The sequence below is a fragment of the Roseospira marina genome, assembly GCF_014197855.1.
In the GTDB taxonomy this organism is placed as follows: domain Bacteria; phylum Pseudomonadota; class Alphaproteobacteria; order Rhodospirillales; family Rhodospirillaceae; genus Rhodospira; species Rhodospira marina.
In genome coordinates this window covers 351327-366565 of the sequence record NZ_JACIGJ010000003.1, presented here as the reverse complement: position 1 = coordinate 366565, position 15239 = coordinate 351327, and the positions used below count along the sequence as shown (strand labels likewise).

The 15239-nt window shown below is 69.1% G+C and carries 14 protein-coding genes; 10 read left to right on the top strand and 4 right to left on the bottom strand.

Annotated features, from left to right (window positions below; translation table 11 throughout):
• On the bottom strand, window positions 1-1374 hold the full coding sequence (locus GGD82_RS06075) for a nucleotidyl cyclase domain-containing protein (RefSeq protein ID WP_150062296.1): 1374 nt from the start codon (window positions 1372-1374) through the stop codon (window positions 1-3).
• Between the two features lie 214 nt (window positions 1375-1588).
• Here GGD82_RS06075 and GGD82_RS06070 point away from each other — a divergent pair, with 214 nt between their 5' ends.
• The 6 genes from GGD82_RS06070 to GGD82_RS06045 all read left to right on the top strand — a co-directional run bounded on the left by GGD82_RS06070 (window position 1589) and on the right by GGD82_RS06045 (window position 6873).
• Complete coding sequence (locus GGD82_RS06070; protein ID WP_246163865.1) at window positions 1589-2959, top strand: adenylate/guanylate cyclase domain-containing protein; 1371 nt, start codon at window positions 1589-1591, stop codon at window positions 2957-2959.
• Window positions 2960-3063: 104 nt separating this feature from the next.
• Entirely contained in the window at window positions 3064-3561 is a 498-nt protein-coding gene (locus GGD82_RS06065) for a DUF302 domain-containing protein (protein WP_150062298.1), read from the top strand.
• 168 nt (window positions 3562-3729) lie between these two features.
• Complete coding sequence (locus tag GGD82_RS06060) at window positions 3730-4545, top strand: ABC transporter ATP-binding protein (protein ID WP_375782117.1); 816 nt, start codon at window positions 3730-3732, stop codon at window positions 4543-4545.
• 52 nt (window positions 4546-4597) lie between these two features.
• A complete protein-coding gene (locus GGD82_RS06055; RefSeq protein WP_150062299.1) occupies window positions 4598-5359 on the top strand; it encodes an ABC transporter substrate-binding protein in 762 nt (253 codons plus the stop codon).
• Window positions 5360-5449: 90 nt separating this feature from the next.
• Entirely contained in the window at window positions 5450-6148 is a 699-nt protein-coding gene (locus GGD82_RS06050) for an ABC transporter permease (protein ID WP_246163867.1), read from the top strand.
• On the top strand, window positions 6145-6873 hold the full coding sequence (locus GGD82_RS06045; protein WP_150062300.1) for an ABC transporter permease: 729 nt from the start codon (window positions 6145-6147) through the stop codon (window positions 6871-6873). The genes GGD82_RS06050 and GGD82_RS06045 overlap by 4 nt, the downstream gene beginning before the upstream one ends.
• A 33-nt stretch (window positions 6874-6906) precedes the next feature.
• Here the strand turns inward: GGD82_RS06045 and GGD82_RS06040 are convergent, their stop codons facing one another.
• Window positions 6907-7116, bottom strand: a complete 210-nt coding sequence (locus tag GGD82_RS06040) for a heavy-metal-associated domain-containing protein (protein WP_150062301.1) — start codon at window positions 7114-7116, stop codon at window positions 6907-6909.
• A 275-nt stretch (window positions 7117-7391) separates the two neighbouring features.
• Here GGD82_RS06040 and GGD82_RS06035 point away from each other — a divergent pair, with 275 nt between their 5' ends.
• From GGD82_RS06035 to GGD82_RS06020, 4 genes are all read left to right on the top strand, one after another.
• Complete coding sequence (locus GGD82_RS06035; RefSeq protein WP_150062302.1) at window positions 7392-8393, top strand: ABC transporter substrate-binding protein; 1002 nt, start codon at window positions 7392-7394, stop codon at window positions 8391-8393.
• Between the two features lie 49 nt (window positions 8394-8442).
• Window positions 8443-9336 (top strand): ABC transporter permease, encoded by an 894-nt coding sequence (locus tag GGD82_RS06030; RefSeq protein WP_150062303.1) that lies wholly within the window; start codon window positions 8443-8445, stop codon window positions 9334-9336.
• Window positions 9323-10456 carry a quaternary amine ABC transporter ATP-binding protein gene (locus tag GGD82_RS06025; protein WP_150062304.1) on the top strand — a complete coding sequence of 378 codons (1134 nt, stop codon included), beginning with the start codon at window positions 9323-9325 and terminating at the stop codon, window positions 10454-10456. Before GGD82_RS06030 ends, GGD82_RS06025 begins: the two co-directional genes overlap by 14 nt.
• Window positions 10457-10602: 146 nt before the next feature.
• Window positions 10603-12051, top strand: coding sequence for a TrkH family potassium uptake protein (locus tag GGD82_RS06020; protein WP_211364760.1), 1449 nt, complete (start codon window positions 10603-10605; stop codon window positions 12049-12051).
• Window positions 12052-12088: 37 nt separating this feature from the next.
• On the opposite strand, the gene GGD82_RS06015 is transcribed toward GGD82_RS06020, so the two are convergent.
• Entirely contained in the window at window positions 12089-13750 is a 1662-nt protein-coding gene (locus GGD82_RS06015; RefSeq protein WP_150062305.1) for a TIGR01620 family protein, read from the bottom strand.
• Window positions 13747-15126, bottom strand: a complete 1380-nt coding sequence (locus tag GGD82_RS06010; RefSeq protein ID WP_150062306.1) for a YcjX family GTP-binding protein — start codon at window positions 15124-15126, stop codon at window positions 13747-13749. Before GGD82_RS06010 ends, GGD82_RS06015 begins: the two co-directional genes overlap by 4 nt.
• Between the last annotated feature and the right edge of the window lie 113 nt (window positions 15127-15239).

The window sequence follows — 15239 nt, the reverse complement described above, 5'->3', positions numbered from 1 at the left end:
TTATCCCGGGGCCGTGCCGGCCCAGCGGTCGAGTTCCGCCAGGATGTCGGCGTCCAGCGCCATGGCGTCGACGTGCAGGGCGTCCTCCATCGACACGGCGCGTCCCTCCACAACCAGGTCGGTCGCGAACGGCGTCGCGAGCAGCGCCATGAGTTCGTCGATATCCTCGGCGGCGCTGGCCGGTAGCAGCGCGGCGAACGTCTCGTCCCCGAACCAGGTCAGAGTGCTGCCAACGGGCAAGGCACCGGCGATGCGCCCGGTGGCCTCGGCGAACAGGGCCTCGCCGCCCTGGACTCCGAGATGCTCTGCGATGCCCGCCAGTCCATCGAGCCGGACGAGCGCGAGCAGGGGCACCTCGCCTTGGGCCAGGGCTGCGCGGGCCGCTTCGACCAAGGCCGGGGCCGGCGTCAGATGCGCGAGCGCAGCGACCGGATCCGTGCCGAATGGACCGGGCGCGTCCGGTGTGGTCGGTCGGATGTCGGGCTCGGCAAAGGTCTCGGGGTCGGCGAAGGTCTTGCGTTCAGAAACGGTTTTGGGTTCACCCAGCGTGTCGGGTTCGACGAAGGCTTCAGGGTCCGCGAACGTTTCCGGTTCCACGAAGACCGCGGCCGGCTGGGTGGGCTCAGCCGGGGCTTCGGGCTCGGCCACAGGCTCCGCGTCGGGCGCCCCAGACGCCGGTGCCGACGGGGGGGGCGATGCCGGTTCGGACGGCGGCGCGGCCTCGGTCCGCGTCTCAGGGGCCGGCGCGGGCTCCGGTTCAGGCGCCGAGGGTGCCGCGGCTTGGGGCTCCTTGGACACAGCGTCGCGCGGCGCCGGCTGGCTGACCGCGACCAGGGCAGCCGGAGCCAGGGCGACGGCCACCAGGGACACCACCATGGCCGGCGCCGTCGTCCAGGTGACCAGCACCGCGGCGATCAGCCCGATCAGGCGGACCGCCTGCGTCAGCGTCTCCGATCCCCGGCCATCCCGGCTCAGGGTCAGCAGCACCGCTTGCCCGGCGATGACGCCCAGCGCCAGCGGGTTCCAGGCCACCAGCGGCAGCGCCAGCGCGAGCAGCAGCGCCAACGCGCCGAGTCGGGGCGCGCCGACCCGGACCGCGCCGTACTGCCCCAGCGCCACCGCCAGCGTCAGCGCGCCGATCCCGGCCAGCCCCGGGGGCGTCCAGAGCGCGATGGGCGGGGGCGACACCACGCGGTCTAGCGGAGCCGGCAGTAGGGCCAGAAGGCCGCCGGCATGTGCGCCCGTCAGCACGGCGATGGCCGTGCCCAACAGGTCCATCAGCACCAGCCCCGCCAGCAGAACGACGAGCGGCAGCATGGCACGCGAGATGGCGCGCTCGATCTTGAGCGCCCTGTTCATGCTCCGGGTCGGCATACGGCGCCCCTCCCCGCACGGGTGGAAAGCTCTGGTGCCGACATGGCAAACACCCCCATACTCTCGGTCGTGATCGGATCCCATTGTCCGGAAGGCGCGCGCAGGTATTGGGCCGCGCCAGCCTTCACCCCCGGGTCATACCGCATCGCCCGGTTTGGGGGGAGCCCCCCAAGCGGTGGGGGCGATGCCGCCGCTCCGATCGGGAGGCGCGCCCGTGCCGTCCACACACAGACTGGCCACACACAGACTCGCCACATACAGACTGGCCCGTTTTGTCCTTGGCGCGCAGGCGGAGGATCGCCTTCCCGACCGCGTCCGGGCTTCCGTCGATGCCCAGCAGCGGCAAAGCGAGCTTCTGGTCGGCTGGGTCCAGCTCAGCGTGGTCGTCCTGTTCGGCACGCTCTATCTGGTCGCGCCCAAGACGTCGGGCGGCACGGACTTCATGCCGGTGCCCTATGCGTTGGGCGGGTACTTGGCGTTCACGCTGCTGCGCCTTTGGCTGGCGCACCGGGGTCGGCTGGGGCCGGTGCTTCTGTTCGTCTCCGTCATCGTGGACATGGGTTTGTTGATGGGCCTGATTTGGTCCTTCCATGTCCAATACGAGCAGTCGGCGCCGTTTTACCTGAAGGCGCCGACGCTGCTGTACGTGTTCATCTTCATCGCGCTGCGCGCCCTGCGGTTCCAGGCCCTGTACGTGGTCGCGGCGGGTCTCGCTGCGGCAGCCGGCTGGGCGGCCCTGCTGGCCTACGCGGTGGTGACCGAGCTGAACATGGGCATGCCCATGATCACCCGGGACTACGTGGCGTACATGACCTCGAACACCATCCTGGTCGGGGCGGAGGTGGACAAGATCGTCTCCATCCTGACCGTCACGGCGATTCTGGCGATCGCGCTGGTGCGCGGTCGGCGGCTGCTGGAGCGGGCGGTGTCCGACAGCCTGACCGCCACCGAGATGTCCCGGTTCGTGGCGCCGGAGGTGGCGCGGCGCATCAGCCAATCCGGCGAGGTTCTGCGTGCCGGCGATGGTGAGGTGCATGAGGGCACGGTGCTGTTCACCGACATTGAGGGCTTCACGACGCTGAGCGAGCAGGTCGATCCCCGCACCTTGATGACCATCCTCAGCGACTACTTCGGCGCGGTGAATGCGGTCGCGGAGGCCAACGGCGGCGTCATCGTCCAGTTCAACGGCGATGCCCTGCTGATCCACTTCGGCGGCGGAGACGGCTCGGACCACGCCCGCCGCGCCGTGGCCACCGCGCGCGCCATCGTGGACGATCTGAGCGACCGGCCCTTCGGCCCGCTGGGGCACCGCTTGCGCACCCGCTGCGGCCTGAACACGGGACCCGTCATCCTGGGCGCGGTCGGGGCCGCCAACCGGCTGATCTTCACCGCGCACGGCGACGCGGTGAATCTGGCCGCCCGGCTGGAACAGCTCAACAAGGAGTACGGCACGGCGATCCTGATGAGCGAGGCCACCGCGATGGCGGCCGGTGTCTGTCGTGAGGTCGCGCCGGCCGGCGACATCGTGGTGCGCGGCCGCCAGACCCCGACGCGGGTGTTCGCGCTGCCGGCGCAGGAGGGCTGACGGCGCGGGCGAGGACCGCTCGCGTTGCGGATTGTCATCGCGCGGTCGCAACCGGGTTCGGTACGGATCCGGTCGAAGCATCCACGCTCTTGGGAGGTTGTCTCATGCGTTCCCCGCGTTCTTCACGTTCCCTCGCGGCCTGGACGGTCGCGGCCCTGGTCCTTCTGGTCGCTCTCACCGTCGGGCCGGGCGCCGCGCGCGCTGCCGAGGACGGTCTGGTCCGCCTCAAAAGTCCGTATTCGGTCGACGAGACCATCGCGCGCTTGAAAACGGCCGTGGAGGCCAAGGGCGTCACGGTCTTCGCCGACATTCCCCACACGGCCAACGCGGCGGCGCTGGATCTGGAGATGCCGCCGTCGCACCTGCTGATCTTCGGCAGCCCCCGGATCGGCGCGCCCCTCATGACGGCGGCGCCGCCAATTGGGATCGATCTGCCGATCAAGGCGCTGGCCTGGCAGGACGCGGACGGGCAGGTCTGGCTGGGCTACAACGATCCGGCCTACCTGGCCGATCGCCACGGCCTCGATCCGTCTCTGCCGCCGTTCCAGGGCATGGCCAAGGCCCTGATCGGCTTCACGGCGCACGCCGTCGCGACAGAATAACGGGCGCCGAGTCGGCGACCAAGGGATGGGCACCGGGCGCGCGGTGCTCAAAAAACTCTCCGTTATTGCCAGGGCGCGGGTCTCGGGGCTATGACTTGGGCAGGAAGGAGCGGTGGTGCTCCCTCCGGCTCGAGAACGTGCCGCCCGGGGGGGCTCACCGTGTCATCTGTGTCCATCGCTAAAACCTCGCGGGAGTCGGTTCCCGCGAATGTCGGCGGCGATGCCGTGCTGGCGGTCGAGGACATCCACAAACGCTTCGGAGAGACCGAGGTCCTGCGCGGGATCTCCTTGACCGCGCAAACCGGGGACGTGATCGCCATTCTGGGGTCGAGTGGCTCCGGCAAAAGCACGTTCCTGCGCTGTCTGAACTTTCTGGAATCACCCTCCGCCGGCCGCATTCACCTGCACGGCGAGGAAATCCGCACTCGGCCGGACCGCGAGGGATCGTTGCGGCCCGCCAGTCATGGTCAGTTGACGCGGCTGCGGGCGCGGGTCGGCATGGTGTTCCAGCAGTTCAACCTGTGGCCCCATATGACCGTGCTGGCGAACCTGATCGAGGCGCCCCGCCGCGTGCACGGCATGGGCAAGGCCGAGGCCACGGAGAAGGCCGAAGCCCTGCTGGAGAAGGTGGGGCTTGCGGATCGGCGCGACTACTACCCGGCCCACCTGTCCGGTGGTCAGCAGCAGCGCGCGGCCATCGCCCGCACCCTCGCCATGGATCCCGAGGTCATTCTGTTCGACGAGCCGACCTCGGCGCTGGATCCGGAACTGGTGGGCGAGGTGCTGGGGGTCATGGCGTCCCTGGCCGAGGAAGGCCGGACGATGCTGATCGTCACCCACGAGATGGGCTTCGCCCGCGACGTCTCAACCCGGACCCTGTTTCTGCATGAAGGCCGCGTGGAGGAGGAGGGCGCGCCGGAGGCGCTGTTCTCCAATCCCCAGTCGGACCGCCTGCGGAAGTTCCTGTCCCGGCATCTGACCTGATGCCCGCCCGTTCGTCTTCATCGAACGAACCCGCTGAACGAGAGGACACCCCATGACTGGACTGCGTTCCACAACCCTCGCTCTGGCCGTCGCCGCGGCCACCGCCCTGTCCGCCGGTGCCGCCTGGGCGCAGGACACCCTGCGCATCGGCACGGAGGGCGCCTACCCTCCGTTCAATATGGTCGACGAGAACGGAAACCTGCACGGCTTCGACATCGATATCGCCAATGCACTGTGCGCGCAGATGGAGCGGGAGTGCACCTTCGTCATCCAGGACTGGGACGGCATCATCCCGGGCCTTCTGGCCGGCAAGTACGACGCCGTCATCGCCTCGATGTCGGTGACGGAAGAGCGCAAGCAGGCGGTCGATTTCACCGATAAGTACTGGACGAACAAGCTGCAGTTCATCGCGCCGAAGAGCGTCGACTTGGATCTGACGCCCGAGGGCATGGCCGGCACGTCCGTGGGCGCCCAGCGCGCCACCATCTCCGCCCAGTGGGTCGAGGAGAATATGCCGGACGTCGACGTCAAGCTGTACGATACGCAGGAGAATGCGTACCTCGATCTGGGAACCGGCCGGATCGACGCGGTGATCGCCGACAAGCTCGTGAACTACGAGTGGCTGGAGAGCGACGCCGGCGCCGATTTTGAGTTCAAGGGGGAGCCGGTGTACGAGAACGACCTGATCGCCATCGCCCTGCGTAAGGGCAACGAGGATCTGCTCGCCGACTTCAATGCGGCCCTCACGGCGATCCGCGAGAACGGGACGTACGCCGAGATCAACGCCAAGTACTTCCCGTTCGACATTTATTAAGTCCGGCGATGGGGCGCGTCCGGGGCCGGCTCGTCGGGGCCCCGGGCGCGCCCGTCCTGGTCATCCGAGGCGTGGAGGCCCCCCCCACTCGTGCCCGATCTGAGCGGTTTTGAACACCAGTTGCTGCTGGGCTTGTGGATGACCATCCGGCTGGCCCTGACGGCGCTGGCCATCGGTCTTGTGTTGGGGCTGGCCGGTGCCGCCGCCATGGCCGCGCCGGTGGCGCCGTTGCGCTGGTTGGCGCGCGCCTACACCACCATCATCCGGGGTATTCCGGAGCTTCTGGTGGTTTTGCTGATCTATTTCGGCTCGTCCGTCCTGCTGATGAGGCTGGCGAGGCCGCTCGGCTACACCGGGTACATCGAACTCAGCCCCTTCGTCGCCGGGGCCGTCGCGCTGGCGCTGACTTTCGGCGGGTATGCGTCGGAGGTGTTCCGGGGCGCCTTCCAGGCCGTGCCGGTGGGGCAGGCGGAGGCCGCCCAGGCGCTCGGCATGGGCCGGATCGCCATCTTTTTCCGTATCGTGCTGCCGCAGGCGTGGCGTATCGCCCTGCCCGGTCTGGGCAACCTGTTCCTCGTGCTGATGAAGGACACGGCCCTGGTCTCGGTCATCGGCCTCGAGGAAATCATGCGCAAGGCCCAGTTCGCCACCGGGGCCACCAAGGAGCCGTTCACCTTCTACCTCGCGGCGGCGGTGCTGTATCTCGGGCTGACCATCGTGTCGATGAGCCTGCTGGCCTGGATGGAGCGGCGTGCCAACCGCGGCATGCCAAGGGCGCGCGCGTCATGAACATCGATGTGATGATCGCCGCCCTGCCCAAGCTGCTGGAGGGGGCCTGGCTGAGCCTGCAGCTTCTGTTCATCTCCGGCTTTTTCGGGTTGATGATTGCGGTGCCGCTGTCCATCGCCCGGTCGTCGCCCCGCTTGGCCGTGAAAGCGCTGCCTTACGCCTACATCTTCTTCTTCCGGGGCACGCCGCTGCTGGTGCAGCTTTTCCTGGTGTACTATGGCCTGTCGCAGTTCGCCTTCGTGCGCGAAAGCCCGATCCTGTGGCCGGTGCTGAAGGAACCGTACTGGTGCGCCATCATCACCTTCAGTCTGCACACCGGCGGCTATATCGCCGAAATCCTGCGCGGCGCCATCCAGGCGGTTCCGGTGGGCGAAGTGGAAGCGGCGCGGGCGCTGGGCATGCGACGCTCGACCACACTGGCGCGGATCGTGCTGCCGCGCGCCGCGCGGATCGCTTTGCCGGCCTACGGCAACGAGCTGATTCTGATGCTGAAGGGCAGCGCGCTCGCCAGCACGGTCACGCTGCTGGACTTGACCGGCATGGCACGCACCATCATCGCCCGCAACTACATGCCGGTGGAAACCTTCCTGATGGCCGGTGTGATCTACATGACCATCACATTCGTGCTCGTGCGCGGCCTGCGCTTCATCGAGCACCGAACGAGTGCCCACATGCGCGGCCGGCCGACCGGACCGGACACGGCGCCGCCCGAGTCCATCGCCTGACGGCGGGCCGGACGGCGCCTGGGGCGGGGCGCGTCAGGCAGCCCGCCCGCCGAAGTCGAAGCCGGCGTCGTCCACCGCGCCCGCGATCACGGAATCCTCGACGGCGCCAGTCACCGTGACGGTGTTCTTGTCCAGGTCCACGCTCACGCTTTCGACCGACGGCGCGGCCTGGCGGATGGCGGTCTCGACCGAGCGGGCGCAGCCCCCGCAGGTCATGCCGGTGACGGTGTAGGTGGCGGTCATTCTCAGTCTCCCTTGCAGAACCGGACCGCGGAGCGGTCGCTCGCGGGCGCCGGGGCGGACTATCCATCTCTCCGCACATAGGACGGGCCGGGGTGTTTGCGCAACCGTCCCCTGTCCGCTAGGCTAATCCCGACCCGTGGACGGGGTGCTGCCCAGCACCATCGGCGTCCATGTGCGCAGCACCATCGGCGTCCATGTGCGCAGCACCATCGGCGTCCATGTGCGGACAGCCGATGTCCCAACTTACGCGCCACCGGAACAGGGACACTCTCGACATGACCAAGCTGATTGCGGGGGCCGCCGCCCTGGCGGTGTCCTCGTTGGCCGTTCTGGCCGCCGCCGTGCCCGCCCACGCCGAGGATTGCGGCCGCGTGACCATCGCCGAGATGAGCTGGAACTCGGCAGCCACCTTGGCTCACATGGAAAAGATCGTCCTGAGTGAGGGCTACGGCTGCGACGCCGAGCTGGTGCCGGGCGACACCCTGCCGACGATCACGTCCATGACCGAGAAGCGCGAGCCGGACATCGCACCGGAAATCTGGCCCAACGCCCACAAGGCCGTGATCGGCAAGGCGGTCGAGGACGGCGACATCGTGATCGCCACCAAGACCTTGCAGGACGGCGGCCAGGAGGGGTGGTTCGTGCCCTCCTATATGGTCGAGGCGCATCCGGAGTTGGCGACCATCGATGGTCTCCGCGCGCACGCCGACCTGTTTCCGGACCAGGAGGAGCCCGGCAAGGGCCGGTTCTACACCTGTCCGGCCGGCTGGCAGTGCCAGATCGTCAACGCCAACCTGATGACGGCCTACGGTCTGGACGACGCCTTCACGCAGTTCGATCCGGGTTCGGGGCCGGGCCTGGCGGGCGCCATCGCCAAGGCCTATGAGCGGCGCGAGCCGGTGTTCGCGTACTACTTCGGCCCCACGGCCATCCTGGGCAAGTACGACCTCGTCAGGGTCGGCGGTATGGAGCATGACCCCGACACCTGGACGTGCGTCACGAGCCGCGATTGCGCCGATCCGCAGCCGAACATGTATCCGCCCTCCGATGTGCTGACCCTGGCCGTGGCGGCGTTCGCCGACCGCGCGCCCGAGGCCTACGGTTTCGTCTCCAGCGTCTCGATCCCCAATGACGTCCTGAACGCGGTGCTGGCCTGGCAGGAGGACCATCAGGCCACCGGCGAGGGCGCGGCCATGCACTTCCTGAAGACCTATCCCGAGATCTGGACGCCGTGGGTGCCGGCCGAGGTCGCCGACAAGGTCAAGGCGGCGCTGTAGAGCGGCGGCGGGATCCGGCCCACGGGTTTTCTACGGGAGCGTCCGGGATATGGCGGACTTCAACTGGCTGGTCGATGTTCCGGCCATTGATGATGCGCGGCTGCGGGCGCTCAACCGGGCCATCGATGACGCCTATCTGAGCTTCACGCGCAGCTACGGCGCGGCGATCGAGGACGCGTTCCTGCCGCTGCTGCGCCTGATGGTGTGGTTCGAGCAGGTGTTGCTCGGCGCGCCCTGGTGGCTGGTGGTGGCGATCATCGCCGGCCTCGCCTGGGCCGCCAGCCGCAGCCGGGTGCTGGTCGGGCTGGTGGTGGGGTCCTTTGTGTTCATCGCGGTGATGGGCATGTGGGAGGACACCATGCGCACCATGGCGATGATCTCGGTCTGCACCCTGATCGCCGTCGTGTTGGGCATTCCCATCGGCATCCTGATGTCCCGCTCCGACCGGTTGAAGGCCGCCATCGTGCCGGTGCTGGACGTCATGCAGACCATGCCCAGCTTCGTTTACCTGATCCCGGTGGTGATGCTGCTGGGGCTGGGGAAGGTGCCGGGGCTGCTGGCGGTTGTGATCTACGCCATTCCGCCGGTCATCCGCCTGACCGACCTGGGGATCCGGCTGGTGGACGCCGAGGTGCTGGAGGCCACCGATGCCTTCGGCGCCAGCCCGTGGCAACGGCTGTGGGGCGTTCAGGTGCCGCTGGCGCTGCCGAACATCATGGCCGGCATCAATCAGACCATCATGATGGCGCTGTCCATGGTCGTCGTCGCCTCCATGATCGGGGTCAAGGGTCTGGGCCAGCCGGTGCTGCGCGCGGTCACCAATCAATATTTCGCCATGGGGGTGCTGAACGGGCTGGCCGTGGTGCTGCTGGCCATCATCTTCGACCGCCTGACCCAGTCCTACGGCCGCCGCCTGCAAAGGTACCGCGATGAATCCCGTTGAGGCGCCGGAGGGCGCGGGCGATCCAGACTCGAAGCCCGCCAAGATCGTGATCCGCGATCTGTTCAAGATTTTCGGGCCGGATCCGGCCGGGGTGCTGCCGCTGGTGCGGGACCAGGGCGTGGGCAAAACGGACCTGCTGGAGACGCACGGCCATGTGCTGGGCCTCGACCGCATTTCTACCACCGTCCGCGAGGGCGATGTGCATGTGGTGATGGGGCTGTCCGGCTCGGGCAAATCCACCCTGATCCGGCACCTCAACCGCCTGATCGAGCCCACCGCCGGTACCATCACGGTGGATGGCGAGGACATTATGGGCCTGTCCGCCCGCACGCTGCGTCGCTTCCGCCGCCATCGGGCCAGCATGGTGTTCCAGCGCTTCGCCCTGCATCCGCACCGCACGGTGCTGGGCAACGTCGCCTATGGGCTGCGTGTGCAGGGGCACGGACGGGCCGCGGCGGAGAAGCGCGCCCGGGGCTGGATCGAGCGCGTGGGTCTGAGCGGCTTCGATGGCCGCTTTCCCAGCGCGCTGTCCGGCGGCATGCAGCAGCGCGTGGGGCTGGCGCGCGCGCTGGCCACGGATTCCGACATCCTGCTGATGGACGAGGCGTTCTCGGCCCTCGATCCGCTCATCCGCACCGACATGCAAGGGGTTCTGCTCGGATTGCAGGCGGAATTGCGCAAGACCATCGTGTTTATCACCCACGATCTGGACGAGGCCCTGCGGCTGGGCGACCGCATCACCATCCTGCGCGACGGCGCGGTGGTGCAGGAGGGCACGACGCCCGAGATCGTCATGCACCCTGCCGACGCCTACATCGCGGACTTCGTCAAGGACATCAACCGGGCGCGCGTGCTGCGGGTCCGCGCCGTGATGGCACGCGATCCGGCCGGCGCGCAGGGCCCCGCGCTGGACGCCGGGACCACTCTGGAGGACGCCCTGACCCTCTTCCAGGACGATCCGTCGGCGTGCCGCCCGGTGGCGGAGGCGGACGGGCGCGTGGTTGGCGCGATCGCCCTGCCGGCGATCCTGCGCGCCATCGAACGGCCCCGCGTCGGGCCGTCGGACGCGCGCGCCACCACGGGCACGGGGTCCGCCCGCGCCGCATCGGGCGCGGCCTGATGGCCACACGAGCCGGCGCCATCCGTTTTCCGTGCCGTCAAGGCCGTTGACGGTGGCCCCGCGCCTGGGTTTTCTGTGGCGCTCGTGTGCCCGCCGGTCTCATCGTGCGGCGAGCGAAGAGCGTGGTGTGCAGTCAGGGTGGGCGCGTGAGTCGACCGTTCAGAGGCGTCATTCACATTCTGTCGTCCATCATGGTCATGATGGCGGTGGTGATGTGCGTACCGGCGGCCGCCGACGCGGTGACGCACAAGCTGGAGTGGGAGTGGTTCCTTGCGACCGGTTTCGCGACCGGCACCGTGGGCGTGACCGGGATGCTCGCGACCCGCACCGCGGAGCCCATCCGCCTGTCGTTGCGCGAGGGGTTTCTGCTGACCTGCCTGGGTTGGCTGGTGGTTGCGTTCGTGGGCGCGCTGCCATTCCTCGCGCTGGGGATTTCGCTGACGGACGCGGTCTTTGAGTCTCTGTCCGCGCTGACCACGACGGGCTCCACGGTGCTGACCGGCCTGGACAACCTGCCGCCGGGGACGCTGCTGTGGCGGGCGTTGCTGCAATGGGTCGGCGGCATCGGCATCCTGGCCGTGGCTATTCTGCTTCTGCCGCTGCTGCGCGTCGGCGGCATGCAGGTGTTCCGGATTGAAAGCTCCGACACGTCGGATTTGCGCCTGCCCAACTTCGCCAAGACCATCACGGGGCTGATGAGCCTCTATGTGCTCCTCACCGTGCTGTGCGCCCTCCTGTACGAGGCGCTGGGCATGACCATTTTCGACGCCATCACGCACGCCATGACCACGGTGTCGTCGGGGGGATTCTCCACCCACGATGCGTCGTTCGGCTACTTCGAGAACCCGGCGCTGCACTGGGTCGCCATCGTGTTCATGATCGTCGGCGCCCTGCCGTTCCTGCTCATGCTGCGGGCGGTGTACGGCAGCCCCCGGGACCTGACGCGGGACCAGCAGGTGCGCGGGTTTCTGGGGTTTCTGGCCGTGACCAGTGTCGTGATGGCGTTCGGCCTGATGCACGAGTCCGGCCTGCCGTTCTTCGAGGCGCTGACCCTGACCACGTTCAACATCACCTCCATCGTGACGACGACGGGCTACGCCTCGGCCGACTACACCACCTGGGGCTTCGGCTTCATCGGCGTGTTCCTGGTGCTGATGTTCGTGGGCGGCTGCTCCGGATCGACCGCCGGCGGGGTGAAGATCTACCGCTTCCAGCTTCTGGTCGTGGTGGTGCGGGCGCATATCCGCCAACTCGTCAGCCCGAACCGGCTCATTCCGCTGCGCTACAACGGCCGTGCCCTGGCACCCGACGTGCCGGTGTCGGTGTTGGCGTTCCTGGCCGTGTTCGTCGCGACGATCGCGAGCATCACGGCGATTCTGATGATGCTGGGGCTGGATCTGGTAACGGCCTATTCCGCCACCGTCACCGCGATCAGCAACGTGGGGCCGGGCCTGGGGCCGGTGGTGGGGCCGGCCGGCAATTTCCAGCCGCTGCCCGACGAGGCCAAGTGGCTGTTGGCCTTCGCCATGCTGGCCGGGCGGCTGGAGGTGCTGGCGCTGCTGGTCGTGCTCGACCCGGATTTCTGGCGGAATTAGAGCGCATCGCCCCCAACTAACAGGGAGACGATGCGCTCTATCCCTGCGTCAGGGTGTGCCACATGCCCTTGCGCTCGTCCGGTTCGAAGGGCAGGGGGCGGCAGATCTCGATCGCCCGGCCGCCCAGGCGCAGGGCCCGCAGGCCCGAGACCGAGCCCTCGGCGAAGCGGGACGAGATCTTCTCCGCCAGCCCGCCGCCGAGCGTGGTGGCGAACAGGTCCCCGGCCGGGTCGGCGGCCACGGCGATGGCGGCGCTGACGACCACCTCCTTGGTCAGCTTCAGGGTGGTCAAGGGGCTGGGCCGCAAGCCGTAGATCTCCGCGACCCGACGCACCATGACCGCACTGCGCCACAGCACGATGACCACGTCGAGCGCCGGATGGGGCGCCACGGCCGTCGCGCCCATGACGGCGAGCGCGTTGGCGCGCACGGAGCGTCGGGCTTCCTGGTCCAGGGGGGCGAGCACGCCGGAGCGGTACTGTTTCAAGATCGTGTCGGGCTCGTGCAGGCCCTTGGTGCGCTTCTGGAAGGCCTTGACCAGTTCCGGACGCCGTACCCGGGCGAGGCTCAGCACCGGCTCCAGCGCGGACCGGACGCGGCGGTCGGAGCCGTCCTCCAGCGCCCGGGTCAGGTTGGCGCGGAACCGGTCCACCTCGCCCAGGCGCCGCAGGGCGCGGACCTCGGCCAGCGTGGCGGCGCCAAGGGCCACGACGAACGCCAGCGCCAGGGTGGACAGGACGGCACCGCCCACCCAGTCGTCGGACCACACGTTCACCAGCGCCCGGCCCGTGTCGTACAGCAGGAACGTGCCGACCAGCGTCAGGAACAGCCAGAACACGCGGCCCCAGCGCGCCGGGCGCTCGGGTCGCGGTCCGGCGGCCTCGTCGCGTAGCGCGGCACCCTCGGAATCGACCCGGGATTGCGGGGCCGGGGGCGCGTAGGCCGGCGGCGTGGCGTAGGTCGGTTTCGGCTTGGGCTTCAACGCAGGCTTGAGCATCGGTGTGGGCTCCGGCAGCGGCTCCGATGGCGGGGCCTGGGGTGGTGCGGGCGGCGGCGGGGGCGCCGGTTCAGGGTCCGGTTCGGGTTCGGGGGCCGGCTCGGGGTCTGGGACCGGAGGCGGCTCTGGGGTTGGCTCGGGTTCGGGCACAGGCTCCGGCTCGGATCCGGGCGCCGGTTCCGGCTCGGTGATCGGCTCCGGAATGGGTTCGGGGATCGGCTCGGGCTCGGGCTCCCGGATCGGTTCCGAGACGGGCTCGGGGATCGGATCGGGCTCGGGCTCCGTAATGGGTTCCGGCATGGGCTCGGGGATCGGCCCAGGTCCTGGTTCGGGACCCGGCTCCGGTTCCGGAGTTGGCGTCGGTTCCGGCGCGGGAATGGGCGTGGGTCCCGGGTCCGCGATCGGCTCGGGTTGGGCGACCACGCGGGGCGGACGGGCCGGGGGCCGATCGGGCACGGCCTCCGCCGGCACCACACCCGGCGTCGGGGCGGGACCGGCCTCCCCGGCGTTCGGGGGCGGGATGTCCGACTCCGGCGGATACACCAGCGACGGATCGATCACGCCCGGGGCGGGGCCGGGGTCGCGCGCGGCGGCCTCCCGCCGACGTTCGGCGGTATCGGGGTCCGGCGCGTACACCAGGGACGGGTCGACCACGCCGGGGCGGCGGGGCGGATCCTCCCGGGGCGGGCGCCGGCCGGTCATTTCAGGTCCTCTCCGATCAGGAAGTTCAGCACCTCCGGCATGCGCAGGGTCGGAAAGCCGGAATGCTGCCATGACGGTGCCGGATCGGGCTGGAAGTCCCAGAAGCGGTAGTCCAGCGCCGCCCAGTCGGGCGGAAAGTCCAGCGGAATGGCGCCCGGCTCCAGCGGAAACTCGTGCGGGTCGTCGGGTCGGCGGCCGATCAGGATTTCGCGGCCGTTGTCGGCGCGCCGGGTGTCCTTGGTGGCGCGGATGGCGGCGATGGCCTGAACATGGGTGTCGGCCGAGGTCTTGATGGTGTTGTTCTCATCCAGCACATGGAGCATGCGCCGCGTCAGGTTCTCCAGGTGCAGGCGGTCGCCCCGGATGACATGGTCCGCCTTGGTCGCGGCGAACAGGACCTTGGAGATGCGCCGGCCCATCAGCCAGCCGAGCAGGCTGTACTTGCCGTGGCGGAAGCTTTGCAGGATGGCGGCGAGGGCCTCGCTCTGGTCCTCGAACGCTTCTTGGCCGTCGTTCAGGGCGCTCAGCGCGTCGACCAGCACGACCTGCCGGTCGAGGCCAGCGAAATGCTTTCTGTAGAACGCCCGCACGACCTTTTCCTGATAGTCGTGGAATTTGGCGCGGAAGGTGGCGTGCAACGACCCGGGTTCGCCCCGGCCGGTCAGGTCGGGCAGCGGGCAGAACCGCAGCACGGAGGCGCCGCGCAGGTCCGCCGGGTGCAGGAAACGCCCGGGCTGAAGGTTGCGCAGGTGCCTCTCCGAACAGGCACGCAGGTACTCGGCGTACAGGGCCGACGCCTGCTCCGCCCACTCCTCGTCATGGGGCGCGCCGGGGGGCCGCTGGCGCACGAACGCCAGCCAGTCGCGCGACAGCTCGGCGCGGATGCCACGCTCCGCCTGGGCCAGCATGGCGGCGGACCAGTCCTCGAACTCCATCCCCAGCATGGGCAAGTCGACCAGCCACTCGCCGGGGTAGTCCACGATTTCAAGCTGAAGCGTGCCGGTGGTCAGGCCGAGCCGCGTCGCCGCCTGCCCGGTGAGGCCCCCGTCGGAGCGGCGGAATCGCAGGTCGATGCGGATGCGCGAAATACCGCGCGTCGGCTCCGGCCACTGCGGCGACTCGCCCGTGATCGCCTGCAGCGCCTTGCGGTACGGGAACTCCGGCACCGTGGCGTTGGCGTCGTGGCGCAGCGAACCGCCGATCAGGCGATCCTCGTCGAACACGTCCAAGCCGCGCAGGGGGCATTCCTCGGCGCGGGTGTCCGCGCGCAGAAGATTGTGAATCAACGACGTCACAAACACGGTCTTGCCAGCCCGCGACAGCCCGGTCACGCCGAGATAAATCCGTCGCGCCAGCAGATCGTCGAGAGCTTTCATCGGTCCGGCCTCCGGGCTTCCCCTCCCAAGATTCCGGCCGGTTCGGGCCCCGCGGCGGGGACCCGAGCCCACGCGGAATGGCAGAGTCTAGGGCGTGTGCCGTCAAACACTCA

Bases quoted from the DNA above. Each gene is read 5' to 3' on its own strand.
- GGD82_RS06075 (WP_150062296.1), bottom strand. From the start codon at position 1,374: ATGCCGACCCGGAGCATGAACAGGGCGCTCAAGATCGAGCGCGCCATC.
- GGD82_RS06065 (WP_150062298.1), top strand. From the start codon at position 3,064: ATGCGTTCCCCGCGTTCTTCACGTTCCCTCGCGGCCTGGACGGTCGCG.
- GGD82_RS06055 (WP_150062299.1), top strand. From the start codon at position 4,598: ATGACTGGACTGCGTTCCACAACCCTCGCTCTGGCCGTCGCCGCGGCC.
- GGD82_RS06045 (WP_150062300.1), top strand. From the start codon at position 6,145: ATGAACATCGATGTGATGATCGCCGCCCTGCCCAAGCTGCTGGAGGGG.
- GGD82_RS06040 (WP_150062301.1), bottom strand. From the start codon at position 7,116: ATGACCGCCACCTACACCGTCACCGGCATGACCTGCGGGGGCTGCGCC.
- GGD82_RS06035 (WP_150062302.1), top strand. From the start codon at position 7,392: ATGACCAAGCTGATTGCGGGGGCCGCCGCCCTGGCGGTGTCCTCGTTG.
- GGD82_RS06030 (WP_150062303.1), top strand. From the start codon at position 8,443: ATGGCGGACTTCAACTGGCTGGTCGATGTTCCGGCCATTGATGATGCG.
- GGD82_RS06025 (WP_150062304.1), top strand. From the start codon at position 9,323: ATGAATCCCGTTGAGGCGCCGGAGGGCGCGGGCGATCCAGACTCGAAG.
- GGD82_RS06015 (WP_150062305.1), bottom strand. From the start codon at position 13,750: ATGACCGGCCGGCGCCCGCCCCGGGAGGATCCGCCCCGCCGCCCCGGC.
- GGD82_RS06010 (WP_150062306.1), bottom strand. From the start codon at position 15,126: ATGAAAGCTCTCGACGATCTGCTGGCGCGACGGATTTATCTCGGCGTG.